Here is a 25,756-nt window from a genome sequence, read left to right as displayed (position 1 = left end):
CTACTCTTCTTCACGGCGGTCCCCTTGCTGTTGGTGTTCTTTGGCGGAACGCCCGACACCTACCACACGGCAGGAATCAAGCGGGGGACCGCCACCTCAACTTCCACGAGACCCGGGACAACCTCTGTTCGAGCTGCCCGTACGGTCATCGCTTGCGGCCTGGCGCCTTGTCGGGCATCAACCGTGCAGTACGAATGTTGGTCGGTGCGGCAGCGGTGCGTTAGAAGGGTGCCGTCGCGGAAATCGGTCGATGGTCAAGTCGATGACGACGAGTTCACCATCGGCTTAGGCGATGTGACCTAGCGCCGTTCGGTGGTCGTCGTATAGGTCCATCAGTGTCACGTGGCGCCACCATGACCTGACTTGGAGGTGTAGCCAGTCGCGCAGTTCTTCTACGGTCATGTCGCGCCAGTCGCCGTAGCGGTGGCGTTGGTTGGGATGTGTGTTCATCGGTGGTGACGTCCTTTCATTCGGGTTAGGCGTGCCACACCGCGCGGTGCCCGGAACACGTCGACGTAGCACGCGCCCGTGCCGCCGGATGGCACCGACCGGTGCAGGCATGTGCCGCAGATCGCGGTGACATCCCAGGTGTATGGATGCTTATACTGGACTGGAAGTATGGTATACGCCACCCACCAATCTTGTAGTATGTAAGCGAGCATTTCAAGTGATTGTCGGTATGACGTATTCAAGTGCCGCCGCGTAAGCCCCGCGGTGGCGCGCACCCGGCCAAGGGGCCGGGTTAGCTGTGTGACTGGTCTGACTTACAGCACGGTTGTGCACGTTGCGTGCACGAGGCCCAGCTCCAGCCTCAAAACCATGCTCTGAGCTGCGAGGATTATGGTGCACGATACTGGGATTGAATCAGTCACGGCTTGCCAAACGGCGAGGACGCCTACGCCTAATCTGCTATCTCCGAACGTTTGTGGTGACGTGGACATTGGCCGACTTGGCGGGGCATTACCTCGCCACGGCCAAGCGGCGCGAACGCCCGGCGGCAGACATTCGAGGCCGCCGACGAGTAATTCCATCTAGTAATTATCCAGGCAGCGCGGGTCAGGACCGTCGCGCAGCTACGAACGGGGATCCGCCAGCGCTTGGGCTAGCTCCTTAGCGTCCGCACCGGATCGGGCGCCGACGCCGTCCGTGGCCGAGGCCCCCGGCTCTCCGGCGTCGTCTCAGTGCCGCCCTCGCGGATTGTCACGTCCACAACTCCCCTCTCTTCGAACACCGGCTCGACCTGGGGCCGGTGTTCCGGTCCCGTGTGGATGACTCGCATGGCGGTCATTGCTCCTCCTTTAGTACCTGTCCTCTTCGCTGTGCCAGAGCACCCGAAGCGAACTGCGGCAGAACGCCGCGGGAGGCACGCTTTTCGCCAGTGGGTGATGAGGAACAACGTGCCGTTTCGACCCCAATCTGGGATTGCTCGGCTTCAGCGACAGTCCGCACCTGGTCAGCAGCCTCCTTTGCGGTCCTTTTGACGGCCACGCGGGAGGCCCGAACGTTCACTCCCGGGTGGCCCCGTTCGCGCCGCCGCTGCGGGCACATCCGGTTTCCCGCTCTGTCTGTGGCTACGGCGGCGGCGCCTAAGTGCGGTCATACTGCCGATACACTTGAATTAGCATCTTGCATACTAACAGATTGGAGGTTACATTATATCAGACTTCTAGTCTGGCTCGGGAAGTTTGGCGGGCCTCGAACAGGGCCGGGCCGCACGCAGGGCGATCCTTCAAGACAGGCAATCAAAGGCTCCCGAAGCGAGCGGCCCGGCCCCCCGCTCCAATCGGCGTGGCGGGCAGCGCGACATCGGGTTGCGGGGTTGTGTTCATGTTCATGGTGGTGGCCTTTCTGCCCTTAGTAATCACCTCTTGTGACTACCCAGGCAGGTGAATAGGGGGTTATTCGCCAGCGCGGATGTTTCGGCGTCGGTGGCATCTGAATGCGACTCACCTGTCAACGATGTCGGGGACTCTCGGACGCCGCAGGGAAAAGCAGTAGTCCACTACTGCATACCGATCTCAAAGGACAGGCACAGACTGGGCTGGGGACGGCTAGGAAGCGGACGGACATGTCGTATGTGATAGCGGCGCCCGAGATGATGAGCCACTCCTGGGCACTCCTTCTCGTTTTCGCCCCGTCGCTGCGTGAGGTAGGCGTGGAATTCGTAACGTGCATCCGCGAGTCGGCGCTCCGAGCTGATCTGCGGTCCTTCTGGACCTGGCTGATCGCTGAGCGCGACCGTGCGGAAGTAGTGGTCGCAGTCTGAGTTCAGGGTCAGCTTGAATAGGGGCTGACCTCCTACGTCCGTCGCCGCCACGTAATTCCTTTTGATGCCCTCAGCGAGGGTTTGCGCCGTTGGGTCGCGTAGGGAAGCGAGTTCCCGGCGCCGCGTCCAGAAGCAGCACGATTGTCGCAAGCCGCTGCTGCCCATCGACGATGTCGTACAGGCGATAGCTCTTACCTTCGGCGTCGAGCTTTCGCGCAACGTTGGTCTGCTCATGGAGTATCACGAGACCGGTGAAGTGCTCGCATGTCAGAGCCAGGACTTCGAGGTCTTCAAGAAACTCGGTGGGCTAGGTGGAGGACTATTGCTCTGCTTTTGGGGTGTACAGCGTGTACGACGTACACCCCCCTACCATCTCCGAGAATGCCGTCCAGTCGGGTAAGCAGATATACATCGGCGCCCCCAAGGCCCACAAGCAGCGCACTGTGCCGCTCCCCGAGTTCCTGCTGCGCTATCTGGCCCGCCAGTGCGAGGGGAAGAGGCCGAGACGACCTACTGTGGTCAGGTGACGACGGCGGGCACCTGAAGCGGCCCCACCCCACGTCGGGGTGGTTCGCCAAAGCCGTCGCCGAGTCGGGATCCGCGTGCCACGCCGCACGATCTTCGTCACACCGCGGCCAGCCTTGCGGTGTCGGCCGGGGCGAATGTCAAGGCGGTCCAGAAGATGCTTGGTCATGCCTCGGCGGCAATGACGCTCGACATCTACGCCGACCTGTTCGACGACGATCTAGAGGCGGTTTGCGACCGCGTTGGATCAACGCTCGCGCTCGCGAAAGTGTGTCCAAAATGTGTCCACGGGGTGGGCACACGGTGGTCCAGCCGACCGACCGATAGGCCGCTGTCCGATGTCCCTGACCGACCATTAGGCCCGGTGACCTGCGCGTTTAGAAGTCCCAGTCTTCGTCTTCGGTGTTGACGGCCTTGCCGATCACATACGACGACCCGGAGCCGGAGAAGAAGTCGTGGTTCTCGTCGGCGTTGGGCGACAACGCGGAGAGGATCGCCGGGTTCACGTCGGTCTCGTCGCGCGGGAACAGCGCCTCGTAGCCGAGGTTCATCAACGCCTTGTTGGCGTTGTAGCGCAGGAACTTCTTGACGTCCTCGGTCAGCCCGACCTCATCGTAGAGGTCCTGGGTGTACTCCACCTCGTTGTCGTACAGCTCGAAGAGCAGTTCGTAGGTGTAGTCCTTCAACTCGGCGCGCTTGGCCTCATCCACCAGCGCCAGGCCCCGCTGGAACTTGTAGCCGATGTAGTAGCCGTGGACGGCCTCGTCGCGGATGATCAGCCGGATCATGTCGGCGGTGTTGGTCAGCTTGGCCCGGCTCGACCAGTACATCGGCAGGTAGAACCCGGAATAGAAAAGGAAGCTTTCCAGCAGCGTGGAGGCCACCTTGCGCTTGAGCGGTTCGTCGCCGCGGTAGTACTCCATCACGATCTCGGCCTTGCGCTGCAGGTTGGGGTTTTCCTCCGACCAGCGGAAGGCGTCGTCGATCTCAGCGGTCGAGCACAGCGTGGAGAAGATCGAGCTGTAGCTCTTGGCGTGCACCGACTCCATGAACGCGATGTTGGTGTAAACGGCCTGTTCGTGCGGGGTCAGCGCATCGGGAATCAGGCTGACCGCCCCGACCGTGCCCTGGATGGTGTCCAGCAGCGTCAGCCCGGTGAACACCCGCATCGTCAGCTGCTTCTCGCCGGCGGTCAGCGTCCCCCACGACGGGAGGTCGTTGGATACCGGCACCTTCTCGGGCAGCCAGAAGTTGCCCGTCAGCCGGTCCCAGACCTCGGCGTCCTTCTCGTCTAGCAGACGGTTCCAGTTGATCGCCGAGGTCCGGTCGATCAGTTTCATGTTTTCGGACACCAGAACCCCACTTCACCTGCCGGTTTTGGATGTAGTTACCTAGGCCACAAACACTACCCCTGGTGTCCGACTAGCCGGTGCAACACAAGGGCTTGTGTTTGCGTGTCGCGACTACGACGCAGCCGCGTTCGCAACGTAGTGCGGCCGAAGACCAAGGCGCACCATCCGGTCGAGAAAGCGATCGGACAGCACGCGGGCCAATCGTACGAGGATTGCGGCGTCACGTCCTATGGTGTACCGCGTTCGCGGACGCGGCGCGGTCGCCGCGTTCGCGATCACTTTCCCGGCGCGTTCGGCGGAAACACCGTGCTTACCGAATGAACGGGCTTGCTCCGAGATGGCTACCACGAGATCGCCATAACGCTCGAGTTGATCGGTGGTCATGTCGGCCCTCAATCGATCGGCGTTGGCCACCCCACGCTCCAACATCTCGGTCCTGACCGCGCCGGGTTCGACGACGACGACCCTGACCCCGAGATCGGCGACCTCGCGGCGCAGAGAATCGCTGGCGGCTTCGAGGGCGAACTTGGTACCCGCGTACGCCCCATAGGTCGGCAACGCCACCTTCCCGCCGACGGAACTGATGTTGACCACGGTGCCCGAGCTGCGCAGCAGGGCCGGCAGGAGCGCCTGGGTCATCGCGATGTGACCGAACAGATTGACCTCGAACTGCCGGCGCCACTCGGAAATCGGCAGCGCCTCGACCGGTGCGTTGACCGAGATCCCGGCGTTGTTGACTAGGGCGCGCAGGGGCCGACCGGGCGGGTCGTGGGCGACGCGGTCTGCGATGGCTGCAACATGCGAGTCGACCGTGATGTCAAGGATGTGCGGCTCCATCCCTTCGCCTCGTAGAGCATCGGCGTCGATGTCGCGGCGGACGCCTGCCAGCACGTGAAAGCCCCTGCGGGCGAGCTCCCGGACGGTGGCCGCACCCATGCCGGTCGAGGCGCCGCTCACGACGACCAACTCATGGCGATCAGGGGGATTTGATGCTGTCATGAACTATCTCCTGCTGAGTTGACAATGTCATCTGAAAACTATTTCCTGCTCAGTTGACGTTGTCAACTCAAATGGTGGGCCCTATGCTGCTGGCGGTGGCTACGCGATCAGAGACTGCCGCGATGACCCGCCGTTCGTTGCTCGAAGCCGCGGGGGCGCTGCTCGACGCCGGCGGACCCGAAGCGGTGACGCTGCGTGAGGTGGGCGCCCGGACCGGCGTTTCGCGTTCCGCGCCGTATCGCCACTTCGCCAACAAAGAGACGCTATTCACGGTCCTCGCCACCAACGCGTTGAGCGAACTGGGCGACGAGCTCGAACGCTTGGCCGCCGGCGACGACTCGCCGGCGGGGTCCCTGCGCGCAGCGCTGCTTTCGCTGCTCGCCGTCGGCCGGACCAGGCCCCATCTGTACCGACTCATGTTCACCACGCCGACGGGCGATCCGGCCGCGGCGAGTGCGGCGGTGCAGGCGGTGCAGGCGGCAGAGCGCACACACGACCTGTTCCTCGAAATGGTGGGCCGCATCGTCGGCCCCGAGCGGGCGCGGCACTACGGGGCTCTGCTGCTGGCCTGCGCCCACGGCATGGCTGGCCTGGAGTCGGGCGGCCACCTCGTGTGGGAAAAGTGGCAGACCAGCGCCGAGCAACTCATCGATTCGATGATCGACCTGCTTCCGACCGAAAAATAGCGGGCCTCAGTCCAGCCCCGCGTCCCGCAGGGTGTGGGTGAGGCCGTCCTCCAGGGTGCTCAACGCGATGTCGGTGAGGCGGCTTAATTCGTCGATGTCGTGGCCGCCTTTGCTCATCCACTCTTCCAGCGCGACAAACACCGCGGTGGCCAGGCTGTGCGCCGCGATGTCGGCGATCATGGCCCCGTCGGCGGTGGGTTTCGATCGTTGGTGGATGAAGCGGCCGATCTCGTCGGCGACCTGATCGCGCATCCGTCGGATGTGAGTGGTGATGATGTCCTGGTCGAGGTCGCGAGATCTAATAGTGGCCGCTTCGCGGACCATCGCGAAGTCAAAAGGGAAGGCGTCCACGGCTTTTCGCACCGACACCGTGATCGGTTCCCCGTGCGGGCGCAGCGCCAGCGCGCGAGCGAACCATTCGAAGCCGATGTCGTAGTCGGCGAAGATCACCGCGTGCTTGGACGGGAAGTGCCGATAGAAGGTTCGTTCGCTGACCCCGACGTCGGCGACGATGTCGGCAACGCTGGTTTGCTGCACGCCGTCGGCAGCGAAGCGCTTCATCGCCGCCTGTTGCAACGCCTGACGCGTGCGCTGTCTACGAGATTCCACGGTGTCAGCACACACCAAATGTCACCATTGACGCAAATATGTCAGGTATGACATTGTGCGTTCAATCCAGGGATCACCACCGAAGGAGTCAGCATGGCGGACTATGACGCGATCGTCGTCGGGGCAGGTCACAACGGTCTGGTGGCCGCCAATGTGCTGGCCAAGGGCGGCGCGAAAGTGCTTGTCCTGGAGCGCGCGCACTTCCTCGGGGGCATGGCCGCGACCCGGGAACTCTTCGATGGATACAAGCACAGCGTGGGCGCCTGGGCGGTGCTGATCTGGCGGCACGAGATGACAGACCGCCTGGAGCTGACCAAGTGGGGCTTCGAACTGATGGACCAGTGGACGTCCACGTGCACGTTCGGGGCGCCGGAAGACACCCCGTTCGTGATGTACAACGACCTCGAGCGCATGGCCCGCCACCTTCTCGACGATCACGGACCCGACGTCGCGACGGGCCTTGGCGGTTTGTTCGCGCACCTCGGCCGGTTCGCGCCCTACTTCGTCGACTCCGCGTTCGGTCCGCCGCTGGACATCATCGAAGTGATCGCCGCGCAACCCACGCCCGAGGACCGCCACGACTTCGCCCAGATGTGGTACGGCAGCACCATGGACACGGTCCGCCGCTTCCTGGCGCCCGAGCAGGGCCGCTGCATCCAGGGCTCGCTGGCCGCGATGTCCATTGACGCCTTCGACGGCGGCCCGTGGACGCCGGGCTCGAATGCGTCGACGCTGTATCACTACCTGATCGGCGGCGGCAACGTGGAATACATCATGCCGCGCGGTGGCATCGGCTCGCTGAGCACCGCGCTGTGCCGGCGCGCCGAATCGTTGGGCGCCGAGGTGCAGATGAAGCAGCACGTCAAGCAGATCCTGGTCACCGACGGACGCGCCACCGGCGTCGAACTGCGTGACGGCACAACGATTTCCGCCGACGCCGTGCTGTCCTCGCTCGACCCGTACACGACTTTCGTGAATCTGGCCGGCGCACAGCACTTTCCGCCCGACTACATCCGCAAGATCAAGGAGATCAACTTCAACCTGGGCTACATCCAGGCGCATTTGACCATCGACCAAGCCCCCCAGTGGATCGAACGGCTGCAGCCCTACATGCAGGACAACGGGCAATGGTGTCCCACCGTCGCCTACGCGCCGTCGCCGGAATACATCAGCGACGCCTGGGAGCAATACCGTAAGGGGCAGCTTCCCGACGCCCCTCCCACGTATCTGTACATACCCAGCATAGTCGACTCGTCGTTGGCGCCCGAAGGTAAGCACAGCGCAACGATTTTCACGCCTTACTTCCCCACCGGACTGGACGCCGACGAAAACCGAAGCTGGAAAGAGCAATACGCCGACACCTGCGTGAACATCTTCGACACGTTCGCGCCCGAGTTCGCCGACTCCGTCACCAACCGCGTGGTGTTCTCCAACCGGTACTTCGGCAGCACCTTCAGCGCGCACGCCGGCGACTATTCACATGGCCTGTTGCAGCCCAACCAGCTGTGGACCGGCCGCGTCGTCGAAGGAGCCGACAAGTTCGCCACGCCGGTCGACGGGCTCTACCTGTGCGGCCAATGCACCCACCCCGGCCCCGGGGTGACCGGTATCCCCGGCTGGAACGGCGCCGAGGCGGCCCTCAAGCACCTCGACGCGCGCGTTTCGTAAGGGCCTCAACAGGGCATAGGCAAAGCCCGGCACATCATGTACCATTTGGTACATGATTAACGAGGACAGTATCGAGATCGATGCCCCCGCCCAGCTCGTCTGGGATGTCTTCAGCGATGTCGAGCGCTGGCCCGAGTGGACGGCGTCGGTAACTTCCCTGGTCGGGCAGGACGGTTCCGCCCTCGCCGTGGGCAGAGGGTTCGCGATCAAGCAGCCCGGCCTGCAGAAGCTGGTGTGGAAGGTCACCGAGATCGAGCCGGGCGAGTCCTGGACGTGGGTGCATTGCTCCCCCGGCGTGCGGGTGACCGCGCGCCACTATGTCACCGCGCAATCCGGCGGCCGCACCCTGGTGCGCCAGCAGCTGGACCAGGGCGGTGTCCTCGGCGCGCTTGTCGGGCGACTGACCGTCAAGAGAACCAAGCGCTTCCTCGAGCTCGAGGCTCAAGGCCTCAAGGCCCGGTCTGAGCAACTCAGCCGCGCCGATGGCCCGCACACCTGACCTTGCGCGACGCCGGCAACTGCTCGACGCACTCTTCGACGAGTTCGCGGCGGGCGGTGTCGGCGATCGCTCACTGCGCGAGGTGGCCGCGGCGGTCGGCACGAGCCACCGAATGTTGTTACACCACTTCGGTTCTCGAGAGAGCCTGCTGATCGCGATCGTCGAGGAGGCCGAGCGCCGCCAGATGGCGCTCGTCCCCGACCTGCCGATGAATCCGGCCGAGGGCTTCGCCGCAATGTGGGCCGACCTTCGTCGCCCCGAACTGCGCCACTTGGAACGCCTCTTTTTCGAGTGCTACTCGCGCGCGGCCCAGGGGGAAGAGCCGTTCACGCGCATGGTTCCCGCCGCCGTCGACGGCTGGCTGCAAGAGGTCGAGGCCGGGAACATTGGAGCCGACGTTCCCTACGATGGCGCGATGGCAAGGCTCGGGCTTGCCGTGACCCGTGGCCTGCTACTGGATCTCGTGGCCACCAACGACGAAGCGGGCGTGGACGCGGCTGCGAATGCGTTCGTCAGGCTGCTAGGCGGTGACGGCCCGACGGCGGGCACCTGAGCCCGTGCCCACCCCGAAGAACTGGTATTCCTCGGGTTTGACCGACCGCGTCGCCATCCAGTACTGCCAGGTGTAGCCACCCCAGAGCACGGTGTTTTTGCCGTGCTCGTCGAGATACCAACTGGCGCAGCCGCCGGTGTTCCACACCGAGTGAGCCAGCTTGGCTTGCAGCTCATCGTTGAAGCGGTCCTGCGCGGCGCGCGTCGGCGCCAGCGCCTGCGCACCCAGCTTGTCGCACTTGGCGATCGCGTCGGCGACGTAGTGGATCTGCGATTCGATCATGAACACCACGGAGTTGTGCCCCAGCCCGGTGTTCGGTCCCAGCAGGAAGAACAGGTTGGGCACATCGGCGACGGTGATCCCGCGATGGGCACCGATGCCCTCGCGATTCCACCGATCGACCAGATCCTCGCCGTGCTGCCCCTTGATCTGGACGTAGGTGTAGGAGTCGGTGACGTGGAAGCCGGTGGCGTACACGATCACGTCCACCTGGTGTTCGGTGCCGTCGGCGGTGACGATGCCGTCGCGCGTGATTCGGCTGATGCCGTCGGTGATCAGTTGGGTCTTGGGGTCCGCGACGGCGCCGTAATAGGTGGAGGAGTTCAGGATTCGCTTACATCCGATGCGATAGTGCGGGGTCAGTTTGCGGCGCAGCTCGCGGTCCTTCACCGACCGGCGGATGTTGTATTTGCAGTAGGCTTCGATGAACTTCAGCGCGTTCGGCCGCTTCGTCATGCCGAAGCCCAGCGCCTCCTGCGCCCAGTAGATCCCCAGACGCGTCAGCGCGCGTAGCCCGGGGACGTTCTCCATTGCCCGCCGCAGCGCCAGCGGTAGGTCCGGGTTGGACCGCGGCACCACCCACGGCGGGGTGCGCTGGTAGAGCTGCAATTCGGCGACCTGCCCGACGATCTCGGGCACGATCTGGATCGCGCTCGCACCGGTTCCGATGATCGCCACCCGCTTGGCGGTCAGATCGACGCTGTGGTCCCATTCCGCGGAATGGAAAGCGGGACCGGCGAATTCGTCGCGACCGTCAATTTCGGGGACGGACGGGATGTGCAGCGCGCCGGCCCCCGAGACCAGGAACTGGGCGACGTATTCGCGACCGTCGGTGGTGAACACGTGCCAGCGGTATTCATCGTCGTCCCAATAGCCGCGGTCGACCAGGGAGTTGAACTCGATGTAGCGGCGCAGCCCGTACTTCTCGGTGACGCCCTTAAGGTAGTCCCAGATCTCGGGCTGGTAGGAGAACGGGTTTTTCCAGTCCGGCTTGGGTTCAAAAGAGTACGAGTACAGGTGCGACGGGATATCGCACGCGCAGCCGGGGTAGCTGTTGTCACGCCAGGTGCCGCCGACGTCGTCGGCCTTCTCCAGGATGACGAAGTCCACACCCTGCTTCTGCAACGCGATGGCCATACCCAGACCAGAGAATCCGGTCCCGATGATGACGGCGCGGGTGTGCACCGGTGGCTTGTCGTGGGATGCCGTCTCGCGCCTGGTCATGGCATTGGTCATTGGTGAATCGGTCTTTCTGTGCGGGGCCGTGTTACCCATCGCAAATACGGGCAAATACCCAGTACCCAGGGTATCGGATAGAACGAGTGTTGACGACCGCCGAGACGATGTCAACGTGCCAAAGGTCCTCGGTTCACGCAGAGTTGCGCGGCACCACGTTCTGAATCGGCTGGTCAGGATCCATCGTGATGCCCAGCGCCTCGGCGGTGCCGACAATGACCCCGATCATGATGGTCGTCAGATGGGCTTCGAATTGCTCACGCGGCATGCGTCGCGGGCTGTCCGAATCGGGTCCCAGCCACCACTCGGTGGCCGACGCGGCCGACCCGAAGGCCGCGTGAGCGGCCAGTTCGACCGCTGCGGGGTCCAGCTCCATCTCCCGCAGCTCGTTGTCGAACATGTCGGCCATGGCCAACGTGATCTCGCGGCCTTCGTTGAGAATCCGCACCGTCGACTCGGAGCTGGCTCCGGAGCGAGCCTGAATGAAAACGCGCAGCACGTTGGGATGCATGTCGACGAGGGTGACGTACTCCTCGACGCTGCGCCGGATGACCTCGCGGGCCGAGTTGGTGGCGAAGTTGATCGACGGGAAGATCGCCGCCCACAACATGTCGCGCAGACGCTCCCCGATCGCCTGGAACAGATCGGACTTGTCGTGGAAATGCCGGTAGATCTTCGGCTTGGCGGTGCCGGCCTCTTCGGCGATCTCCCGCACACTCAGATCGGGCCCTAGGCGGTCGATCGCGCGAAACGCCGCCTCGACGATTTCGCTGCGCACCTTCTTGCGGTGTTCACGCCAGCGTTCGCTGCGCGCGTCGACCTTCACCCCGGGCTTCACGCTGGGATGGGGTCGCGGAATTCTCACCACATCAAGTCACCTTACCCGTTGGCACTGCTGACCTGGTCAGACGGCGCATTTACAGCATGCAGGACACGCAGCCCTCGACCTCGGTGCCTTCGAGCGCCATCTGGCGTAGCCGGATGTAGTACAACGTCTTGATTCCCTTGCGCCAGGCGTAGATCTGCGCCTTGTTCACGTCACGCGTGGTGGCGGTGTCCTTGAAGAACAACGTCAGCGAAAGCCCTTGATCCACATGCTGAGTGGCCGCCGCGTAGGTGTCGATGATCTTCTCGTAACCGATCTCGTAGGCATCCTGGTAGTACTCCAGGTTATCGTTGGTCATGTAGGGCGCCGGGTAGTAGACCCGGCCGATCTTGCCTTCCTTGCGGATCTCGACCTTCGACACGATCGGGTGGATCGACGACGTCGAATGGTTGATGTAGGAGATCGATCCGGTCGGCGGCACCGCCTGCAGGTTCTGGTTGTAGATGCCGTGCGCCTGCACGGATTCCTTCAGCCGGCGCCAATCGTCCTGATTCGGGATGCGGATGTCCGCATCGGCGAACAGCTGACGCACCTTGTCGGTCTGCGGCTCCCAGGCCTGCTCGGTGTACTTGTCGAAGAACTCGCCCGACGCGTACTTGGAGCGCTCGAAACCCTTGAAGTGCGTGCCGCGCTCGATCGCGATGCGGTTCGACGCGCGCAGCGCGTGGTAGAGCACCGCATAGAAGTAGATGTTGGTGAAGTCGATGCCTTCTTCGGAACCGTAGAAGATGCCCTCGCGGGCCAGGTAGCCGTGCAGGTTCATCTGCCCCAGCCCGATCGCGTGAGAGTCGTTGTTGCCCTGCTCGATCGAGGGCACCGACCAGATGTGGGTCTGGTCGCTGACGGCGGTCAGCGCGCGGATCGCCACCTCGATCGTCTGGGCGAAGTCCGGCGAGTCCATCGTCTTGGCGATGTTCAGCGACCCCAGGTTGCACGAAATGTCTTTGCCCACTTTGGCATACGTCAGATCCTCGTTGAACAACGACGGCGTCGACACCTGCAGGATCTCCGAGCACAGGTTGGAATGCGTGATCTTGCCTTCGATGGGATTGGCCCGGTTGACGGTATCCTCGTACATGATGTACGGGTAGCCCGACTCGAACTGCAGCTCGGCCAGCGTCTGGAAGAACTCCCGCGCCTTGATCTTGGTCTTGCGGATCCGCGCGTCGTCGACCATCTCGTAGTACTTCTCGGTCACCGAGATGTCGGCGAACGGCACGCCGTAAACCCGCTCGACGTCATAGGGCGAGAACAGGTACATGTCGTCGTTGCGCTTGGCCAGCTCGAAGGTGATATCGGGAATCACCACACCGAGCGAGAGCGTCTTGATCCGGATCTTCTCGTCGGCGTTCTCGCGCTTGGTGTCCAGGAAGCGGTAGATGTCGGGGTGATGCGCGTTCAGGTACACCGCGCCGGCGCCCTGACGCGCGCCGAGCTGGTTGGCGTAGGAGAAGGAGTCCTCGAGCAGCTTCATGATGGGGATGACTCCCGAAGACTGGTTCTCGATGTTCTTGATCGGTGCGCCGTGCTCGCGAATGTTGGTCAGCAGCAACGCAACTCCGCCGCCCCGCTTGGACAGCTGCAGGGCGGAGTTGATCGAGCGCCCGATCGACTCCATGTTGTCCTCGATGCGCAGCAAGAAGCAGCTCACCGGCTCGCCGCGCTGCTGTTTGCCCGAGTTCAAAAACGTCGGGGTGGCCGGCTGGAACCGGCCATCGATGATTTCGTCGACCAGCTTCTCCGCCAGTCCGGTGTCGCCTGCCGCCAACGTGAGCGAGACCATGACGACCCGGTCCTCGAAGCGCTCCAGGTACCGCTTGCCGTCGAACGTCTTCAGCGTGTAGGAGGTGTAGTACTTGAAAGCGCCGAGAAACGTTGGGAACCGGAACTTCTTGGCGTAGGCACGGTCCAGCAGCGTCTTGACGAAGTTGCGCGAGTACTGGTCGAGGACCTCACGCTCGTAGTAGTTCTCGCGGATCAGGTAGTCGAGCTTTTCATCCTGATTGTGGAAGAACACCGTGTTCTGGTTGACGTGCTGCAGGAAATACTGGTGGGCGGCTTCCCGGTCCTTGTCGAACTGGATCTTGCCGTCCTTGTCGTACAGGTTCAGCATCGCGTTCAGCGCGTGGTAATCCAGTTCCGCCGGGCCCCCCGAAAAGTGGGGGTGCACAGCGGTTACAGGCTCTGCAGTGAAGGTTGGTGGCACGTCTGTTCCTTCCAAAATTCAGCGAGCCCCGCGCGGACGGCTTCCACGTCGTCCGGGGTTCCCATCAGTTCGAAGCGGTAAAGGTAGGGGACGCCGCACTTGCGGGAAACCACGTTGCCCGCATAGGCGAACTCGGCGCCGAAGTTGTTATTGCCGGCGGCGATGACGCCGCGGATCAGCGAGCGGTTGTGCTCGTTGTTCAAAAACGCGATGACCTGCTTGGGGACATAGCCGCCGTCTTCAATATTCGAGCTGTCCGGAGTGGCCCGCCCGCCGCCGTAGGTGGGCAGCACCAGCACGTACGGCTCATCGACCTCGATGCGACCATGCAGCGGTATCCGCGTGGCGGGCACACCCAGCTTCTGCACGAAGCGGTGGGTGTTCTCCGACACGCTGGAGAAATAGACCAGGTTGCGCCCCGTGATGTCCATGGCACCGCAACCTCCTTAACTAATCTCACCCATCCTCGGCCGCGCTACGCGGTCAGCGCGGCCTCGGAGAGCGACTTGATGCGGTCGGGCCGGAAACCCGACCAGTGGTCGTTCCCCGCCACCACGACGGGAGCCTGCAGGTAGCCCAGCGCCATCACGTAGTCCCGCGCTTGGGAATCCACGCTGATGTCGACCTTCTCGTACGCGATGCCCTGCTTGTCCAGCGCCTTGTAGGTGGCGGTGCACTGTACGCATGCGGGCTTGGTGTACACGGTGATGCTCATCTGAGATACCGCTCCTTTGCGGAAGGTGGGGAACTTGATCACGGACTGGCAACTACTTGGTACAACGTCTGCGCTATCTTCAGCGGTCCGTCAAGTCCCAAGATTCCCGTCCTGCGGCCGACTAGGTCGAAGCCCTGACTTCGACATATTCAGGCCGATTCCGAGAGGTCCACCAGGCCGGAGCGGCTTGGTGATCCTGGGATCTGCCGACCTGCGAAACACTACACCTAGTGGGTGACAAGTTGCCCAGATACAAGATGTTCTGAATAACATTTTTGAAATTCCCTGGTCGTTACGCTTTGTCCGGCGCAGCGCTCGGCGTGTCGCAAGTCACAAACGCTGCCGGCACCGCCCACATGCATAGGTCTATCACCGGCCACCGACAATCCCCGCCCGTGCCCGGCGCGCGCACACCGCCGGCCCGAAGCCAGCAAAGCCGCCAGCCGCGACTGGCGGCTTCTACTGCGCATTTGTCAGCTCAGATGTCAGCTGACCTCGGCGGTGAGCTTGCCCACAACGTCGCGGACGTTTGCCGACAGTTCGGCGTGCTCCGCGGGAGCCTTGCCTGCCAGGGTCTTGAATGGCACCGACAGCTTCACCGCGTCGACCACACGCGCACCGGCGATTCCGAACGACTTGCGGGTCTCGTCGTGCGCCCACACCCCGCCGTATTGGCCGAATGATCCTCCGATCACGGCCAACGGCTTGCCCTTCACGGCGCTGTTGCCGAAGGGGCGAGACAGCCAGTCGATCGCGTTCTTGATCACCGCGGGAATGCTGCCGTTGTACTCGGGGGTCACCACCAGGACGGCATCCGCATCGGCCGCCGCGGCCCGCAGCGCCTCCACCAGGGCGGGCGCATGCTCGACGGCATCGTTGGTCGCATCGTCGATTTCCTCGTTGTAGAACGGCAGGTCCCCCAGCCCGTCGAACAGGGTAACGGTGACGCCCTCCGGAGCCACCTCGGCCGCCAGCTGCGCGATCTGGCGATTGACCGACGCCGCACGCAAGCTGCCCACCAACGCCAATACTGTGATGACGGAGTTCTCTACGTTCTCTGCCACTGTTCCGGTCCCCTTCAAATCGTTGGTCTACATCTTTTCACGACTGAAACGGACTTTAGTCCGATTTATTCCAACCGCGTTAGAGTGCAGGGGTGAGCGGTGTCGAGCGGGTGTGCGAATTGCCGGTGTCCGCTGCACTAGAGAGAAGTGACGCGGCGCGCAATCGCGCACTGTTGATCGACGCCGCGCGCAACCTGGTCGCCAAACGCGGCGCCGACGCGGTCACCATGGACGACGTCGCCGCGGCCGCCGGCGTCGGCAAGGGCACGCTGTTCCGCCGGTTCGGCAGCCGGGCGGGCCTGATGATGGAACTGCTCGACGAGGACGAACGGGCCAGTCAACAGGCATTTCTCTTCGGCCCGCCGCCGCTGGGCCCCGACGCGCCGCCGATGGATCGGCTGGTGGCGTTCGGCCGGGAGCGGATCTGCTTCGTCCACACCCACCACGCGCTGCTGTCGGCGGCCAACCGCGATCCACACACCCGCTACGGCCCCGCCGCCGCGGTCCTGCGCACGCACGTGCGCGTACTCCTGCAGTCGGCGCATACCAGCGGCGACCTCGACGCCCAGACCGACGCACTGCTGGCGCTGCTCGACGCCGACTACGTCGACCATCAACTCAACGACAGCGGGCACACCCTGCAGACCTTGGGCGACGCGTGGGAGAGCTTGGCGTGCAAGCTGTGCGGGCGGTGATCCGCCCCACGGAAAGCTGCGGCGAGCCGACGCCGGGCTGGGTCCTGCACGTCGACCTCGACCAGTTTCTGGCGTCGGTGGAACTGCGCCGCCACCCCGAACTGGTCGGGCTGCCGGTCATCGTCGGTGGCAACGGTGATCCGACCGAACCGCGCAAGGTCGTCACCTGCGCCTCGTATGAGGCCCGCGAGTTCGGCGTGCACGCTGGCATGCCATTGCGCAGCGCCGCCCGCCGCTGCCCCCCAAACTCGGGGGCCACCTTTCTGCCGTCGGATCCGCCCGCCTACGACGCGGCGTCCGAGCAGGTGATGGGGCTGTTGCGGGACCTGGGACATCCCGTCGAGGTGTGGGGCTGGGACGAGGCGTACCTCGGGTTGCCAGCCGGAGTGGCAGCCGATCCCGCCGAGGTCGCCGAGCAGATCCGCACCATCATCTCCTCGGAGACGGGGCTCTCCTGCTCGGTGGGTATCAGCGACAACAAACAGCGCGCCAAGGTCGCCACCGGCTTCGCGAAACCAGCGGGCATCTTTGCCCTCACCGACGCGAACTGGATGTCCGTGATGGCCGACCGTCCGGTCGACGCGCTCTGGGGCGTGGGCCCCAAGACCGCGAAAAAGCTTGCAGCCCTTGATATCACAACAGTCTGGCAGCTTGCGCACAGCGACGCCGAACTGCTGACGTCAACGTTCGGCCCGCGCACCGGCCTCTGGCTGTTACTGCTCGCCAAGGGGGGTGGCGACACCCACGTCAGCGCGCAGCCGTGGGTGCCGCGCTCCCGCAGCCACGTCGTGACCTTTCCGCGCGACCTCACCGACCGATCCGAAATGGACCAAGCGGTAACGGATTTGGCCCGGCGAACTCTGGACGACGTCGTGGCCATCACATCCAGGGCGCGTATCGTCGCGCGGGTGGCGGTCACCGTGCGTACCTCGACGTTTTACACGCGCACCAAGATCCGCAAGCTGCCGGAGCCCACCACCGATCGCGACACCATCACCGCCGCCGCCCTTCGCGTCCTGGACCTGTTCGGGCTGGACCGCCCGGTCCGTTTAATCGGAGTCCGGCTGGAACTCGAGATGCCTGAGTAGCTTCAGTGGGGCGCCGGGCTGGGCCGAAGTGCGCGCGTGAAGAACACATTGACCCGACGCATCACCAGGCTGTAGGGCCACCACGCCAACCGCTTGAATGCATACAGCGCTCGGATGTCTGGCGACGTATAGATCAAGTACCTGTTCTTGGCGACCCCCGCCAAGATCTTCTCGGCTGCTGTTTCCGGTGACACGGCATGAGCGGCAAAGCGCTCGACCCATTGACTCACCTTGGGGTGGTCGCGGTCGACGCCGGCGATCTCGACGGTGCTGACCAGCGGGGTCTTTACCGCGCCGGGCACCACGACCGACACGCCGATGCGGTGCCGGGCCAAGTCGAAGAGCAGCACCTCGGACAACCCACGCAACCCGTACTTGCTGGCGCTGTAGGCGGCATGCCAGGGCAGCGCGACCAGCCCTGCCGCAGATGACACGTTGACCAGATGCCCGCCCCGGCCGGCCGCCACCATGGGCGGGACGAACGACTCGATGACGTGGATCGGACCCATCAGGTTGATCGCGATGATTTTGCTCCAATGCTCATGCGTGAGCTGGTCGACCGTTCCCCAGGCCGAGATGCCGGCGATGTTCATCACGACATCCATGCTGGGATGCCGGGTGTGGATATCGGCCGCGAACATGGCTACGTCGTGGTAGTCGGAAACGTCGAGAGCGCGATGCTCGGGCACCTGTGCGCCCAGCGCGCGGGCATCGGTCACGGTTTGTTGCAGACCGTCAGTGTCGCGGTCCGTCAGATAGAGCTCGGCACCCTGCGCGGCCAGCCGCAATGCGGTGGCGCGGCCGATGCCACTGGCCGCACCGGTGACAAAACACCGCTTTCCCTCGTAATACCGCCCCGTCTGCGCCATGGCCGTGACGATACCGGGGGTAACGCATTTGCCTTTACTGCCTAAGGCTGTCCGCCCCAGAGCGCGTGCAGCCACAACTGCTCGAGTACCCGCACGCGGCGCTCCACGCCATGATCGCGGCCGGCGAGAATGGGGTCGCCGGTCAGCACCAAAGCGGTTGCGCCCGCCAGGGTGCGGACCAGTGTCGGGATGTCGTCGCTGATCGGATGCGCGGTTCCGGCCTTCATCTCGGCCTCGACGATGCCGACGATCTGGTGCAGCAGCACCTCGAATTGTCGATCGAGAATTTCGCGGATCTCAATATCGTTGTGGCGCGCGACATTACAGGCCGCCATTACCGGGTCGTTGTCTGCATAGACCGCGGCCGCACTGCCCACCATCCGTTTGGCGAATTGCTCCGGTGACTCGCCCGGCTGACGGGGCGCGAAATACTGCGTGAGTTCTTCGAGTTCTTCGGCGGCCTCGGCCATGATCTGGGCGAGCACCGAGTACTTGGAATCGAAATAGAAGTAGAAACCAGACCGGGCCACCCCGGCTCGCAGGCTAATGGTGCTGACCGAGAGCTCGGCGAACGGTTTCTCCTGCAATAGTTCACGCACCGCTCCCATGATCGCTTGCCGGTGCTTGTCACCGCGGCGCCGCACGGCCGGCTCGCCCTGCTCCGGATTCACCGCGGTGTTATCCATCCCCCTGACCTTGCACTACGGCGCACGAAAAGCAAACTTGACAGCCGTCAAGTTCGTCCCGAAGGATAGTTGACGAGTGACAGGTGTCACGTCGCCCGGGCCCGCAAAGGAGCGTCTATGGCCACCACCATCAGCACCCCGCACTACCTGCTTGACCAGGCGCGGCGCCGGTTCACCCCGTCGATCAACAACTTCCCCGGCATGGGCCTGGTCGAGCGCCGGCTGCTGAACACCCAGTTCCCGGAGCGCAAGCTGGCCGACCCGCCGCCGGGCAGCGGCCTCAAGCCGGCCCTCGGTGACGCGGGCCTGCCGATCATCGGGCACCTCATCGAGATGTTGCGCGGCGGGCCGGACTACGTGATGCACATGTACAGGACCAAGGGTCCGGTCGTGTTCGGGGACTCGCCCGTGCTGCCGGGCGTCGCCGCTCTGGGCCCGGACGCCGCGCAGGTCATCTACTCCAACCGCAACAAGGACTACTCGCAACAGGGCTGGGTCCCGGTGATCGGGCCGTTTTTTCACCGCGGGCTGATGCTGCTCGACTTCGAGGAGCACATTTTCCACCGGCGGATCATGCAGGAGGCATTCATCCGGTCCCGGCTGGTCAGCTACGTCGAGCAGATGGACAAGGTCGTTTCGCAAGTAGTGGCCGACGACTGGGTGGTCAACGACGCGCGCTTTCGGCTCTATCCGTCGATGAAGGAACTGACCCTCAACATCGCCTCGATGGTGTTCATGGGACACGAGCCGGGCACCGATCACGAGCTGGTGACCAAGGTGAACAAGGCGTTCGCGATCACCACGCGGGCGGGCAACGCGATCATCCGCACCAGCGTTCCGCCATTTACCTGGTGGCGTGGCTTGAAGGCGCGCGAACTGCTGGAGGACTACTTCCGTGAGCGCGTCAAGGAACAACGCGGGAAGGACGGCAGCGACCTGCTGTCGGTGTTGTGCCAAAGCGCGGACGAGGACGGCAACCGGTTCTCCGACGAGGACATCGTCAACCACATGATCTTCCTGATGATGGCCGCGCACGACACATCGACGTCCACGGCCACGACGATGGCGTACAACCTGGCCGCCCACCCGGAGTGGCAGCAGCGCTGCCGCGACGAGTCGGACCGCCTCGGCGACGGGCCGTTGGACATCGAGTCGCTGGAGAAGCTGGAGTCGCTCGACCTGGTGATGAACGAGTCGATCCGGCTGGTGACGCCGGTGCAGTGGGCCATGCGGCGGACGGTGCGCGACACCGAACTGCTGGGCTACTACCTACCCGAGGGCACCAACGTCATCGCGTATCCCGGGATGAATCACCGGCTGCCAGAACTGTGGACGGACCCGCTGAAATTCGACCCGGAGCGTTTCACGGAGCCGCGCAGCGAGCACAAGCGGCACCGCTACGCGTTCGCGCCGTTCGGCGGCGGCGCCCACAAGTGCATCGGGTCGGTGTTTGGGACGTTGGAGATCAAGACGATCTTGCACCGGCTGCTGCGCCGCTACCAGCTGGAGCTTCCCCGGCCCGGCTACAAGCCGAGCTGGGACTACGGCGGCATGCCCATACCGAAGGACGGCATGCCGATCGTGCTGCGCCCGTTCTAATTTCGGCCACCAGCCGGTTGGCGCATGCGATGACCGCGCGCAGCGCGGACTGCGTCGGATCTTCCGCCCAGCCCATCGCCCATTCGGCGCGGATCCCGTCGCTGCCGCAGACGAAGGTGGCGGTGTATTCGCCGGATCGCATCTGATGAAACTTCAACGTCTCCACCGTGATCCCGCGCTCGTGCAGCATTGCGGTGAGAGCGGCGACGGGCCCGCTGGCGGCGGCAGTCGAGGTGCTGATGCGGTCGCCGACGGCAATGACGGCCTGGAAGTTACGGGCCTGCGGTCCCAGCCGCGCGGCGGGCCGCTGGGTGTCGGTACAGGCCCAGTGCCCCAGTCGCAGCGGGCCGGCGGTGTGACCGTAGGTCGCGACGAAGCTCTCCCAGGACATGTCTTCGGCCTGCTCCCGCAGCCCACGGGGCAACGCGGCGCCGAAGTGGTCGCCGAACCAGGCATTGGCCACGCACTGGCGTTCCGCGCCGTCGGAAAGGTCGGAAAGGTCGGAAAGGTCGGAAAGGCGAGAAAACCTGGAAAGAATTGTCATGGTGCCGGTCTTCTCTGGTCGGGAGGAGCGACCGACGGTAGTAGCTTCCGACCCACAGCGGGGGGTCGGTCTGGATCAGACCCCGCTGCGGGTGCTGGCTACTACGGCAAGAAGACGCACGAGCGCCGACACTAGACGCCGAGCGCCGGCGGTGCAAGTTCATTAACGCCGACGGCCAAGACCGTTCACGGACAATCGATCTACCGGCGGTTTCGGGCCAAAACCAGGAAACGACCCCGTGCGATGCCGCCGATACCATCTGCCAGACTTGCCGTCGCAGAAACACGCTTACGCACTAGGCCATGAAAGGCGCCACCGATGAGCACGAAGGGCAGTACGAGGACGCTGGCAGTTCGGACCGTGGTCGCAGCGCTGATCACCACGTTCGCGATGCTCGCGGTGGGCTGCACCTCAGAACTCCCTGCACCGACTCAGCCGGCGCCGGGAACACCGCAACAGCGCTAGATCGGACGCGTCAGCCAGTCGGTCCCGGCGACGGCTCCATCCTGAGGTACGCCTGGATGGTGGTGCCGCTCGTCGTGGTGTGGGTGCGGACCAAATCGGCCATGGCATTGACCAGGAACAGTCCGCGGCTGGCGGTGCCGCTGTCGCCCGGGGGGCGGCGGCCGGCCAGCGGGTCGTCGAACTGTCCGGTGTCGCGCGCCTCACACACCAGATGCTGCTTGTCCCGCCAAAAGGCCAGCTGGCACGCGCCGTCCGTGTACATCAAGCTGTTGGTGGCCAGCTCGGTGGCAATCAGTTGCAGATCCTCGGTGCCGTCCTCGGATAGTCCGACCCAACTGGCGTAGCTGACGGCGAACGACCGCGCCGGACGCAGGTCCGCGGTCTTCCGGACCGTAAACGTGACCGCCCCCGGATTTACGGGCAGCGGTCTGTTGCAGCGTGCCAGCGCGTCATCCGGCGCGTATTCCGCACTGCGATGCAGCGATCCGCATCTCCACAGCAGCGGATGAGTCGCCCGGGCACCCGCCAGCACGTCCTCATCCAGGCGATTGGCGTCGTAGAGACACAATCCCAGCACCTGGTGGCCCTCGAGCGCCTCGTTGACCAGCGCCTCATCCTCTACGCAGGCGAGGAGCTCGTCATCGGTGCGGCCCGGCCAGACGAGTTGGCTGACGATGCGCACCCGTCGATCGCGGTATTCCTCGGCGAAGCGGCTCTTTATCGCCAGAAACCGGCTCGGGTTGCGGGCGACCTCGGTGATGTCGGCCGTGTGCAACCCGGCCGGTATGCCGTCGCATTCGCGGCGCAGCGCGTCGCGCAGCAGCGCCAAGTTGTCGCCGGGCACCGCGATCAGCACCGGCTCGCTTGCCGCCAAACCGTCGACCGCGAAGCTCAGCACGAAGTCCAGGTATTCCCCCTGCGACTGGTAAAGCAGCGCGGAATGTACGAAGCCCTGTTGCTCGGCGTCCGTGCGCGTCGTCATGTAAGCGCTCCCGCCGTGTGTCACTGTGCCAACCCCCTGACGGACCGGCCGTCGGTCTCCTTTCCAATACCCCAGACGGCCCTTCGCTACGCGTGCGTGGCTAACGGACACGCCGACTCAGATCTGTCGGGTGCTCTTAGAGCCACCAGGATGCGGCGGCGTCCAGATGACGACGGATGCGGTAGCGAGCCAGGCTGTCATCACCGTCCCTGATCGCCTCGAGAATCCGCAGGTGAGCGCGCTCAACGGCGACAACGTCGCTTGAGGTCGGCAAGCCCTGCCCGGTGCTGGACCAATGCCGGCGGAACAGCTCGACGATGATCCGCAGGAACAGATCCAGCAGCGCATTGCCGGCGAGTTGGGCAAGTCCGATATGAAATCGTGACTCTTCGACAGCAGCGTTGCGCATATCGTCGGCCGTTTCACACTGAGCGGCACCATGGGTGTTCAGGAACGCCGTCACCTCAGATTCGCCGCGCCGCTCGACGACCTTGGCGACGACTTTGGTGACACTGTCGATCTCGATGGCATCCCGGACGCAGCGAAAGTCCTCGCGACTGGGCTGGCGATACTGCAGGTAGAGGGCGATGGTGTCAATGCTGGCCTGCGCCTCCGGTTTCGTGACGATCAGCCCGCCACCGGGTCCGCGGCGCATGTGTGCGACGGCGTGATGTTCGAGCAGCCGCACGGCTTCGCGCAGCACCGACCGGCTCACCCGGTAGCGTTCGAGCAGCTCGCTCTCGGTGCCGAAGACCGAACCGACCCGCCAGCCGCTGGCGGCGATGTCGTCGCCGATGGTGGCCGCCAGCACCTCGGCCAGCTTGCCGCGCGGTACCTCCAGGTCGAGCCGCGTTTCTCGGGCGCCGGTTGGCTGCACTTCGTCGCCGCGCTGATGCTCCTGCAACCACGCGGTGACCGCTTCCACGTGCCGCTCACTGAGTGTCGTGGCCCGCGCCGCATCGCCGGCGGTCACTGCGCCGACGATGTCGGAGTGGTCGGTGTGCATCTGGTCGACCAGCTCGATGGCTTCGCCGGCGGAGCCTGTCCGCGACTTGCGGGCATAGCGCGCGGTCAGGCGCATCACCACATCGATGAACAGCTGCAGGACAGGGTTTTTCGACTGCTGCGCCAGCGCGATGTGGAATTCGTCACGTGGCGCGTCCAGACCGGGTTTCCACTGTTGTTCGGCGCGCAACACGGCTCGCAGCCTGTCGATTCCGGCTTCGTCGATCCGTTCGGCGGCCAGCGACGCCGCCAGCGGCTCGAGCACCAGGCGCGCGTTGAGCAGATCGCCGAGCGTGGTGCCCAGATACTCCAGATAGATGACGACGGCGCGGGTCGCCGGGCCGGCATCGGGCTCGCAGATGAGCAGGCCGCCGTTGGGTCCGCGGCGCATCCGGGCAACCTGGTGGTGCTCGACGAGGCGAACGGCCTCCCGCAGCACCGATCGGCTCACCTCATAGCGTTGCTGGAGGGCGTGCTCGGAACCCAGCGACTCTCCAATGGTCCAGCCGCGGCGCACGATGTCCGCCTCGATCTGGCGGGCGATCTTCGATGCTCGTTTGTCCGCCGGGCCGGTCTCGCGGCTCATGCGCGGCTCAATCGAGTTGTCCCACAAGGTGTCTCAACAGGTGAGCAGCATGCATCCCGCGACGGGACCACCGCCCACGGAGACGACACCGACCTCGGGGCGCTGCGACACCTGCCGCTCTCCCGCCTCGCCGCGCAACTGCAAACACCCCTCGTGCAGCGCCCAGTAGCCGTGCATGCGTCCGGCGGAGAGCTGGCCACCGTAAGTGTTCAGCGGCAGCTGGCCGTCGCGGGCGATCCGCGCACCGCCCTCGACGAACGGGCCGGCCTCGCCGTCGCCGCACACTCCGAGCGCTTCGAGCCACGCGAGGGTGAGAAACGTGAAACCGTCGTACGACTCGGCGACGTCAAGGTCGGCGGGCGTCAACTCGGTGCGCGACCACATCTGCGCCGTCGCATCCGACATGGCCATCTTGGGGTAGTCGTCGCGGTGGAACCAGCCGCCGGCACCGTCGGACCCGCCGATCGCCTCCACCGCCACCGCGCGGTGCGGGCAGTCGCGTGCGTACTCGGCGTTCGATACCACCACCGCGATCGAGCCGTCGATGGGGACGTCGCAGTCCAGCAGCCCGAACGGCGTCGACACCGGCCGCGCACCCAGGTAGTCGGCCATCGTCATCGGTTCGCGATAGACCGCAAGGGGATTCAATGCCGCGTTGCGCCGGCCGTTCAGCGCCACCCAGCCCAGCTGCTCTTTGGTGGTTCCGTACAGCTCCATGTGACGACGGCAGTTCAGCGCCAGCCAGTTCGCCGCGGAATACGCTTGCGCCGCAACAAGATCGTTGACGTCGTCCATGGCGCCGACAGCCGGGCGCGGGGCCCCTGCGGGTGTCTCGAACATGCGCGCCAGCGGCGGGGCGGGGGCATTTTCTTCCTGCTTCACCGGGACTGTGCCGCCGAGCATTTGGATGGTCCGGTAGATCACCACGTGGCGGGCGCGTCGCTCGGCGACCGCACGGCACGCCGACATCACCGGGCTCAGCAGGCCGCCGGTGCCGAAGCCGCTTCCGCAATCCGCGGCTTCGATGCGCAGGGCGGCGTTGACCTCGCCGGGCGGCGTATCACCGAGGGTGGCGATGCCGTCGATGTTGGCGGCGGCCAGGCCCGCGTCGGCGATGGCGGATCGCACCGCCTCCATGGTCAGCTCGAAGCCCGGAATGCCGGTGCGACGGCCGATTCGCGAGATTCCGATGCCGGAGATGATCGCGTCTTTTTCGAAGTAGCTCATCTGCACCTAACCCGTGAGACCTAAACCCGCCGCATGCGCCAAAACAAATAGAGTGTACTGTATTGGTCGTGTCAGCCGAGCCCACGTCCCAGCTGCTCATTGAGCACTGCGACGCGTGCGCACGTTGGGTTCATCCGCCCGCCGGCGACTGCCGCGACTGCGGCGGCCCGTTGATCGCACGGGCGGTGTCCGGACAGGGCACGGTGTTCACCTATACGGTCAACTACCACCCCTACAACCCGGAGATCCCGACTCCGTATGTGATCGCCATCGTCGAGCTCGCAGAACAGAGCGGACTTAGAGTCGCTGCCAATATCGTTGGCTGCGAACCGGATTCGGTGAAGGTCGGGATGCCGGTTGACGCCCGGGCCGAACGGGGCGCGGGCGGCGCCCCGTTGTTCGCGCCGGCTTAGAGGTGGCGAGCAGACGCAAAAGCCCACACACGCTCGGCGTGTCGGGGGCTTTTG

27 protein-coding genes and 2 pseudogenes are annotated in these 25,756 nt (G+C 64.6%); 11 read left to right on the top strand and 18 right to left on the bottom strand.

From position 1 onward, the window contains the following. Window positions 1–285: 285 nt before the first annotated feature. Both ACLP9N_RS23540 and ACLP9N_RS23535 read right to left on the bottom strand, forming a co-directional pair. Window positions 286–450, bottom strand: coding sequence for a hypothetical protein (locus tag ACLP9N_RS23540; protein ID WP_442409650.1), 165 nt, complete (start codon window positions 448–450; stop codon window positions 286–288). 652 nt (window positions 451–1,102) lie between these two features. Continuing rightward, entirely contained in the window at window positions 1,103–1,288 is a 186-nt protein-coding gene (locus ACLP9N_RS23535; RefSeq protein ID WP_442409649.1) for a hypothetical protein, read from the bottom strand. A gap of 780 nt (window positions 1,289–2,068) precedes the next feature. Between ACLP9N_RS23535 and ACLP9N_RS23530 the strand changes: the two genes are divergently transcribed. Next, on the top strand, window positions 2,069–2,266 hold the full coding sequence (locus ACLP9N_RS23530) for a hypothetical protein (RefSeq protein WP_442409648.1): 198 nt from the start codon (window positions 2,069–2,071) through the stop codon (window positions 2,264–2,266). Window positions 2,267–2,336: 70 nt separating this feature from the next. Here the strand turns inward: ACLP9N_RS23530 and ACLP9N_RS23525 are convergent. Continuing rightward, window positions 2,337–2,555, bottom strand: a pseudogene (locus ACLP9N_RS23525) (hypothetical protein); the annotation flags it as partial. Window positions 2,556–2,912: 357 nt separating this feature from the next. On the opposite strand from ACLP9N_RS23525, the gene ACLP9N_RS23520 reads away from it, so the two are divergent. After that, entirely contained in the window at window positions 2,913–3,200 is a 288-nt protein-coding gene (locus ACLP9N_RS23520; RefSeq protein ID WP_442409647.1) for a hypothetical protein, read from the top strand. On the opposite strand, the gene nrdF is transcribed toward ACLP9N_RS23520, so the two are convergent. Together nrdF and ACLP9N_RS23510 are read right to left on the bottom strand one after the other, a co-directional pair. Beyond that, window positions 3,169–4,143: a class 1b ribonucleoside-diphosphate reductase subunit beta gene (gene nrdF, locus ACLP9N_RS23515; protein WP_442409646.1), complete on the bottom strand. Its 975-nt coding sequence runs from the start codon at window positions 4,141–4,143 to the stop codon at window positions 3,169–3,171. The genes ACLP9N_RS23520 and nrdF overlap by 32 nt on opposite strands. Window positions 4,144–4,254: 111 nt before the next feature. Next, complete coding sequence (locus ACLP9N_RS23510) at window positions 4,255–5,142, bottom strand: SDR family oxidoreductase (protein ID WP_442409645.1); 888 nt, start codon at window positions 5,140–5,142, stop codon at window positions 4,255–4,257. A 122-nt stretch (window positions 5,143–5,264) separates the two neighbouring features. Between ACLP9N_RS23510 and ACLP9N_RS23505 the strand changes: the two genes are divergently transcribed. After that, window positions 5,265–5,828, top strand: coding sequence for a TetR/AcrR family transcriptional regulator (locus ACLP9N_RS23505; protein ID WP_442409644.1), 564 nt, complete (start codon window positions 5,265–5,267; stop codon window positions 5,826–5,828). Between the two features lie 6 nt (window positions 5,829–5,834). Here the strand turns inward: ACLP9N_RS23505 and ACLP9N_RS23500 are convergent, their stop codons facing one another. After that, window positions 5,835–6,389, bottom strand: a complete 555-nt coding sequence (locus tag ACLP9N_RS23500; RefSeq protein WP_442409643.1) for a TetR/AcrR family transcriptional regulator — start codon at window positions 6,387–6,389, stop codon at window positions 5,835–5,837. A gap of 141 nt (window positions 6,390–6,530) precedes the next feature. Between ACLP9N_RS23500 and ACLP9N_RS23495 the strand changes: the two genes are divergently transcribed. From ACLP9N_RS23495 to ACLP9N_RS23485, 3 genes are read left to right on the top strand one after another with little or no spacing between them, the layout of a single operon-like run. After that, window positions 6,531–8,105, top strand: a complete 1,575-nt coding sequence (locus ACLP9N_RS23495) for a phytoene desaturase family protein (protein WP_442409642.1) — start codon at window positions 6,531–6,533, stop codon at window positions 8,103–8,105. A 52-nt stretch (window positions 8,106–8,157) separates the two neighbouring features. After that, window positions 8,158–8,604: an SRPBCC family protein gene (locus tag ACLP9N_RS23490; RefSeq protein ID WP_442409641.1), complete on the top strand. Its 447-nt coding sequence runs from the start codon at window positions 8,158–8,160 to the stop codon at window positions 8,602–8,604. Then, a complete protein-coding gene (locus ACLP9N_RS23485) occupies window positions 8,588–9,157 on the top strand; it encodes a TetR/AcrR family transcriptional regulator (protein WP_442409640.1) in 570 nt (189 codons plus the stop codon). Before ACLP9N_RS23490 ends, ACLP9N_RS23485 begins: the two co-directional genes overlap by 17 nt. Here the strand turns inward: ACLP9N_RS23485 and ACLP9N_RS23480 are convergent. From ACLP9N_RS23480 to ACLP9N_RS23455, 6 genes are all read right to left on the bottom strand, one after another. After that, the gene (locus ACLP9N_RS23480; RefSeq protein ID WP_442409639.1) at window positions 9,125–10,660 is read right to left on the bottom strand and encodes a flavin-containing monooxygenase; all 1,536 of its coding nucleotides are present in this window, start codon (window positions 10,658–10,660) and stop codon (window positions 9,125–9,127) included. The two genes, ACLP9N_RS23485 and ACLP9N_RS23480, sit on opposite strands and share 33 nt — an antisense overlap. Before the next feature lie 145 nt (window positions 10,661–10,805). Continuing rightward, entirely contained in the window at window positions 10,806–11,540 is a 735-nt protein-coding gene (locus tag ACLP9N_RS23475; RefSeq protein ID WP_442409638.1) for a TetR/AcrR family transcriptional regulator, read from the bottom strand. A gap of 49 nt (window positions 11,541–11,589) precedes the next feature. Beyond that, window positions 11,590–13,764, bottom strand: a complete 2,175-nt coding sequence (gene nrdE, locus ACLP9N_RS23470; protein ID WP_442409637.1) for a class 1b ribonucleoside-diphosphate reductase subunit alpha — start codon at window positions 13,762–13,764, stop codon at window positions 11,590–11,592. After that, complete coding sequence (gene nrdI, locus ACLP9N_RS23465) at window positions 13,734–14,195, bottom strand: class Ib ribonucleoside-diphosphate reductase assembly flavoprotein NrdI (RefSeq protein WP_442409636.1); 462 nt, start codon at window positions 14,193–14,195, stop codon at window positions 13,734–13,736. Before nrdI ends, nrdE begins: the two co-directional genes overlap by 31 nt. 44 nt (window positions 14,196–14,239) lie before the next feature. Further along, entirely contained in the window at window positions 14,240–14,479 is a 240-nt protein-coding gene (locus tag ACLP9N_RS23460) for a redoxin NrdH (protein ID WP_442409635.1), read from the bottom strand. A gap of 485 nt (window positions 14,480–14,964) precedes the next feature. Then, complete coding sequence (locus ACLP9N_RS23455) at window positions 14,965–15,543, bottom strand: NAD(P)H-dependent oxidoreductase (protein ID WP_442409634.1); 579 nt, start codon at window positions 15,541–15,543, stop codon at window positions 14,965–14,967. A 92-nt stretch (window positions 15,544–15,635) separates the two neighbouring features. Between ACLP9N_RS23455 and ACLP9N_RS23450 the strand changes: the two genes are divergently transcribed. Both ACLP9N_RS23450 and ACLP9N_RS23445 read left to right on the top strand, forming a co-directional pair. Beyond that, a complete protein-coding gene (locus tag ACLP9N_RS23450; RefSeq protein WP_442409633.1) occupies window positions 15,636–16,238 on the top strand; it encodes a TetR/AcrR family transcriptional regulator in 603 nt (200 codons plus the stop codon). Next, complete coding sequence (locus ACLP9N_RS23445) at window positions 16,238–17,326, top strand: DNA polymerase IV (protein ID WP_442409651.1); 1,089 nt, start codon at window positions 16,238–16,240, stop codon at window positions 17,324–17,326. The genes ACLP9N_RS23450 and ACLP9N_RS23445 overlap by 1 nt, the downstream gene beginning before the upstream one ends. Before the next feature lie 2 nt (window positions 17,327–17,328). Here the strand turns inward: ACLP9N_RS23445 and ACLP9N_RS23440 are convergent, their stop codons facing one another. After that, complete coding sequence (locus tag ACLP9N_RS23440; RefSeq protein ID WP_442409632.1) at window positions 17,329–18,195, bottom strand: SDR family oxidoreductase; 867 nt, start codon at window positions 18,193–18,195, stop codon at window positions 17,329–17,331. 41 nt (window positions 18,196–18,236) lie between these two features. Then, window positions 18,237–18,881, bottom strand: a complete 645-nt coding sequence (locus ACLP9N_RS23435) for a TetR/AcrR family transcriptional regulator (protein WP_442409631.1) — start codon at window positions 18,879–18,881, stop codon at window positions 18,237–18,239. A 117-nt stretch (window positions 18,882–18,998) separates the two neighbouring features. Between ACLP9N_RS23435 and ACLP9N_RS23430 the strand changes: the two genes are divergently transcribed. Next, complete coding sequence (locus tag ACLP9N_RS23430) at window positions 18,999–20,480, top strand: cytochrome P450 (protein WP_442409630.1); 1,482 nt, start codon at window positions 18,999–19,001, stop codon at window positions 20,478–20,480. Window positions 20,481–20,484: 4 nt separating this feature from the next. Here the strand turns inward: ACLP9N_RS23430 and ACLP9N_RS23425 are convergent. Then, window positions 20,485–21,024 (bottom strand): annotated as a pseudogene (locus tag ACLP9N_RS23425) (hypothetical protein); the annotation flags it as partial. Between the two features lie 318 nt (window positions 21,025–21,342). On the opposite strand from ACLP9N_RS23425, the gene ACLP9N_RS23420 reads away from it, so the two are divergent. Next, window positions 21,343–21,489: a hypothetical protein gene (locus ACLP9N_RS23420; RefSeq protein WP_442409629.1), complete on the top strand. Its 147-nt coding sequence runs from the start codon at window positions 21,343–21,345 to the stop codon at window positions 21,487–21,489. A gap of 10 nt (window positions 21,490–21,499) precedes the next feature. Here the strand turns inward: ACLP9N_RS23420 and ACLP9N_RS23415 are convergent, their stop codons facing one another. The 3 genes from ACLP9N_RS23415 to ACLP9N_RS23405 form a co-directional block, all read right to left on the bottom strand. Next, a complete protein-coding gene (locus ACLP9N_RS23415) occupies window positions 21,500–22,471 on the bottom strand; it encodes an anti-sigma factor RsbA family regulatory protein (RefSeq protein WP_442409628.1) in 972 nt (323 codons plus the stop codon). Window positions 22,472–22,607: 136 nt separating this feature from the next. Continuing rightward, window positions 22,608–24,062: a FadR/GntR family transcriptional regulator gene (locus ACLP9N_RS23410; RefSeq protein WP_442409627.1), complete on the bottom strand. Its 1,455-nt coding sequence runs from the start codon at window positions 24,060–24,062 to the stop codon at window positions 22,608–22,610. 33 nt (window positions 24,063–24,095) lie between these two features. Next, window positions 24,096–25,289, bottom strand: coding sequence for a thiolase family protein (locus ACLP9N_RS23405; RefSeq protein ID WP_442409626.1), 1,194 nt, complete (start codon window positions 25,287–25,289; stop codon window positions 24,096–24,098). 68 nt (window positions 25,290–25,357) lie between these two features. Between ACLP9N_RS23405 and ACLP9N_RS23400 the strand changes: the two genes are divergently transcribed. Next, window positions 25,358–25,702, top strand: a complete 345-nt coding sequence (locus tag ACLP9N_RS23400) for a Zn-ribbon domain-containing OB-fold protein (RefSeq protein WP_442409625.1) — start codon at window positions 25,358–25,360, stop codon at window positions 25,700–25,702. Window positions 25,703–25,756 lie beyond the last annotated feature (54 nt).

Source organism: Mycobacterium sp., assembly GCF_052144515.1.
Taxonomy (GTDB): domain Bacteria; phylum Actinomycetota; class Actinomycetes; order Mycobacteriales; family Mycobacteriaceae; genus Mycobacterium.
This window is presented reverse-complemented; position numbering and strand designations above follow the sequence as displayed.

What these genes read in the sequence shown, in the direction of transcription:
- ACLP9N_RS23540 (WP_442409650.1), bottom strand. Translation starts at nt 450, where the DNA reads ATGAACACACATCCCAACCAACGCCACCGCTACGGCGACTGGCGCGAC.
- ACLP9N_RS23535 (WP_442409649.1), bottom strand. Translation starts at nt 1,288, where the DNA reads ATGACCGCCATGCGAGTCATCCACACGGGACCGGAACACCGGCCCCAG.
- ACLP9N_RS23530 (WP_442409648.1), top strand. Translation starts at nt 2,069, where the DNA reads ATGTCGTATGTGATAGCGGCGCCCGAGATGATGAGCCACTCCTGGGCA.
- ACLP9N_RS23510 (WP_442409645.1), bottom strand. Translation starts at nt 5,142, where the DNA reads ATGACAGCATCAAATCCCCCTGATCGCCATGAGTTGGTCGTCGTGAGC.
- ACLP9N_RS23505 (WP_442409644.1), top strand. Translation starts at nt 5,265, where the DNA reads ATGACCCGCCGTTCGTTGCTCGAAGCCGCGGGGGCGCTGCTCGACGCC.
- ACLP9N_RS23500 (WP_442409643.1), bottom strand. Translation starts at nt 6,389, where the DNA reads ATGAAGCGCTTCGCTGCCGACGGCGTGCAGCAAACCAGCGTTGCCGAC.
- ACLP9N_RS23495 (WP_442409642.1), top strand. Translation starts at nt 6,531, where the DNA reads ATGGCGGACTATGACGCGATCGTCGTCGGGGCAGGTCACAACGGTCTG.
- ACLP9N_RS23490 (WP_442409641.1), top strand. Translation starts at nt 8,158, where the DNA reads ATGATTAACGAGGACAGTATCGAGATCGATGCCCCCGCCCAGCTCGTC.
- ACLP9N_RS23485 (WP_442409640.1), top strand. Translation starts at nt 8,588, where the DNA reads ATGGCCCGCACACCTGACCTTGCGCGACGCCGGCAACTGCTCGACGCA.
- ACLP9N_RS23480 (WP_442409639.1), bottom strand. Translation starts at nt 10,660, where the DNA reads ATGACCAGGCGCGAGACGGCATCCCACGACAAGCCACCGGTGCACACC.
- nrdI (WP_442409636.1), bottom strand. Translation starts at nt 14,195, where the DNA reads ATGGACATCACGGGGCGCAACCTGGTCTATTTCTCCAGCGTGTCGGAG.
- ACLP9N_RS23460 (WP_442409635.1), bottom strand. Translation starts at nt 14,479, where the DNA reads ATGAGCATCACCGTGTACACCAAGCCCGCATGCGTACAGTGCACCGCC.
- ACLP9N_RS23440 (WP_442409632.1), bottom strand. Translation starts at nt 18,195, where the DNA reads ATGGCGCAGACGGGGCGGTATTACGAGGGAAAGCGGTGTTTTGTCACC.
- ACLP9N_RS23435 (WP_442409631.1), bottom strand. Translation starts at nt 18,881, where the DNA reads ATGGATAACACCGCGGTGAATCCGGAGCAGGGCGAGCCGGCCGTGCGG.
- ACLP9N_RS23430 (WP_442409630.1), top strand. Translation starts at nt 18,999, where the DNA reads ATGGCCACCACCATCAGCACCCCGCACTACCTGCTTGACCAGGCGCGG.
- ACLP9N_RS23420 (WP_442409629.1), top strand. Translation starts at nt 21,343, where the DNA reads ATGAGCACGAAGGGCAGTACGAGGACGCTGGCAGTTCGGACCGTGGTC.
- ACLP9N_RS23415 (WP_442409628.1), bottom strand. Translation starts at nt 22,471, where the DNA reads ATGACGACGCGCACGGACGCCGAGCAACAGGGCTTCGTACATTCCGCG.
- ACLP9N_RS23410 (WP_442409627.1), bottom strand. Translation starts at nt 24,062, where the DNA reads ATGAGCCGCGAGACCGGCCCGGCGGACAAACGAGCATCGAAGATCGCC.
- ACLP9N_RS23405 (WP_442409626.1), bottom strand. Translation starts at nt 25,289, where the DNA reads ATGAGCTACTTCGAAAAAGACGCGATCATCTCCGGCATCGGAATCTCG.